3 protein-coding genes are annotated in these 2,576 nt (G+C 49.2%); all 3 read left to right on the top strand.

Features of this window, described 5'->3' with window-relative positions:
- On the top strand, positions 1–1,450 hold a 1,450-nt coding region (locus tag BLS03_RS25210), incomplete at its 5' end, for a terminase gpA endonuclease subunit (protein ID WP_143015703.1).
- A gap of 9 nt (positions 1,451–1,459) precedes the next feature.
- A complete protein-coding gene (gene gpW, locus BLS03_RS25215) occupies positions 1,460–1,669 on the top strand; it encodes a gpW family head-tail joining protein (protein ID WP_093279589.1) in 210 nt (69 codons plus the stop codon).
- On the top strand, positions 1,669–2,576 hold a 908-nt coding region (locus BLS03_RS25220), incomplete at its 3' end, for a phage portal protein (protein ID WP_093279590.1). The genes gpW and BLS03_RS25220, both read left to right, overlap by 1 nt.

Genomic DNA, 2,576 nt, shown 5'->3' on the forward strand with positions numbered 1-2,576 from the left:
GAACATGCGACGAATCACCAAAACGGCGCTGTTCGGTGATGAGGTGGATGGTTGGGATTGGGAGCTAGGAAAAGAGGGCGACCCGATATCGCTTGCTCGGACTCGTTTGGAAGGTGCCGCTTTTCCCATGGAGCGCTGGGGAACGACACCGACGAACAGTGGTGAGTCACACATTGAAAAGCTAATGGCCGAAATGGAATTGACGTTTCGGTTTTATTTGCCGTGTCCACATTGTGGGCATGAACAAGTGCTTGAGTGGGGTTCGCCAGACACCAAACATGGTTTCAAATGGGACAACTCAAAACCCACGACTGAAGCCAAAGCGCGTTCAGCTCATTACGTTTGCTGTGGCTGTGAAGAGGCGATTTATTATCGCCATCTGAACAAAATGCAATTGAATGGACGCTGGAAAGCGGAAGATTTTACCTGGACTAAGGATGGTCTGGATTTTTTTGATATTGACGATAACCCCGTACCGACCCCTGTTAGTGTCGGCATTCATTGCTGGGCTGGCTACAACACCAAAATGACGGATGGTTGGGTCGGTTTGGTGCGCGAATTTCTGAATAAGAAAAGCGACCCAGCGAAGCTCAAAACGTTCATTAATTTGATACTCGGTGAGCTTTGGGAAGGTGAGTATCGCGACAAGCTTGATTGGGAAGTCTTACATGGCCGCCGTGAAATTTGGTGGCAGGGTGAACGAGAAACCAATCCAGTTCATGACCGAGCTACGGTTTTGACTGGCGGTATCGACACCCAAGATGACCGTGTCGAGCTTTTTGTGTGGGCGTGGGGCGCTTTTGAAGAGAGCTGGCTGGTTGATCATATCGTTATCCTTGGCGATCTCTCCAACGAAATCACCAAAGAGGCCGTTGGTCAAAAGCTTTACAACCAGTACCGGAAGTCGAACGGCGAAGTTATGGACGTTAAGCTTTGGGGATGGGATGCCATGGGGCATAAAACAGACGATGTTTATGAAATGAGTCGTCGCCATGGCGTGATGTGGGTTGTGCCGTTTCAAGGGCAAAACCAATACGGAAAGCCGATTCAAAGTTTTCCGCGCAAAAAGAGCCCGAAAAAAGTCTACCTAACAAAAATCGGTACCGACAACTCAAAGGCGCTGATCTATGGGCGATTAAATATCGCGCCTAAATCCAACGAAGCCACACCGTCTTGTATCCATTTCCCCGTTGATGAGCGAATTGCTGGCGATGAGTTCTTTAAGCAGCTTTGCTCAGCAACCAAGAAACTCGAAACCCGAAATGGTCGTCGCGTTTGGCGTTGGATTAAGCAGTACCACCCGTTTGATGAAGCGTTAGATGGCTGGGTTTATGCTCACGCCGCGCTACGCATCCTGATAGAAAAATTTGGTCTGGTTCTTAATGAGCCAGAAACGAAACCCGTTAAGAAAAAGCTCAGCATGAAAGAGCTGGCCGAGCGAATGAAATAAGGCGGAGTTATGACGTTACAAGAAAAGCTTAATGAAGCTGAAGCGGCCTATCACTCGTTGCAAACGGGCAGTATGGCTGTCTCAGTGATGAAAGATGGGCGCCGAGTCGATTTTAATCGCGCCAGCATCCATCAACTGAAGGCGTATATCGACAATCTTAAATCACAGTTGGGCATTAAAACCCATCGCCGATTACCACCTGCAGGAGTGCGGTTTTAATGAATAAGCCTGTTCTACTCTCTGCTGACGGTATTACTCCTTTGCGAGAGTCTGTTTTTCGTGGTGGCGGTAGTGGTTTTGGTGGGCAAATGCGAGAGTGGAACGTGCCTTCGCAATCGGTCGATGCTGCGTTGCTTCCTGTTCATAAGCAGATGAACGCTCGAACTGATGATGTGGTACGTAATAACGGCATTGCGGCCAACGGCATGCAACTGCATAAAGACCACATTATCGGTTCTGAATACCGTCTGAGTTACAAACCAAACTGGCAATTACTCGGCATCAAAATGGACAAAGGCTTTGTTCGTGATGTCGAAGCGATTTTTCGCGATATTGCTGAAGACCCAAACTGTTATATCGATGCGGAAGAAAAGCGCACATTCACCATGCTCATGCGTGAGTCAATCGAGACTCATGCCTATTCTGGCGACATCATGGCCAAGCCAGAATGGATTGATCGCCGCTCTTCCCCATTCTCCACTGCGATTCGATTGATTGCGCCTCGGCGAGTCTGTAACCCGAACCATGCAATGGACACCAGCTCTCGACGTGCTGGTATTGACCTAAACCGGAATGGCGCGGCTCAGTTTTATCACGTAGCCGAAGGGGGTGACCGTTTTGGTATGGGTCGCACCTGGCGAAAAGTACCTAAACGCCTGCGCAGTGGTCGCCTTGGCTTTATTCATATTTTTGAACCCGTTGAGGGTGGTCAAACTCGCGGAGTGAACCGTTTTGCATCCAGTTTAGAGCAGTTAAAAATGCTCGATACGCTGCAAAACACCACGTTGCAACGTGCCATTGTCAATGCGCAGTATGCGGTGAGTATCGAATCGGAACTTGGCTCAGAAGAGGCAATGAACTTTTTGTACGGCGCGCAGCGAGATGGCGCCCTTGAAAGCATGCTGCT

The organism is Vibrio xiamenensis, from assembly GCF_900100015.1.
Classification (GTDB): domain Bacteria; phylum Pseudomonadota; class Gammaproteobacteria; order Enterobacterales; family Vibrionaceae; genus Vibrio; species Vibrio xiamenensis.

What these genes read in the sequence shown, in the direction of transcription:
- gpW (WP_093279589.1), top strand. Translation starts at nt 1,460, where the DNA reads ATGACGTTACAAGAAAAGCTTAATGAAGCTGAAGCGGCCTATCACTCG.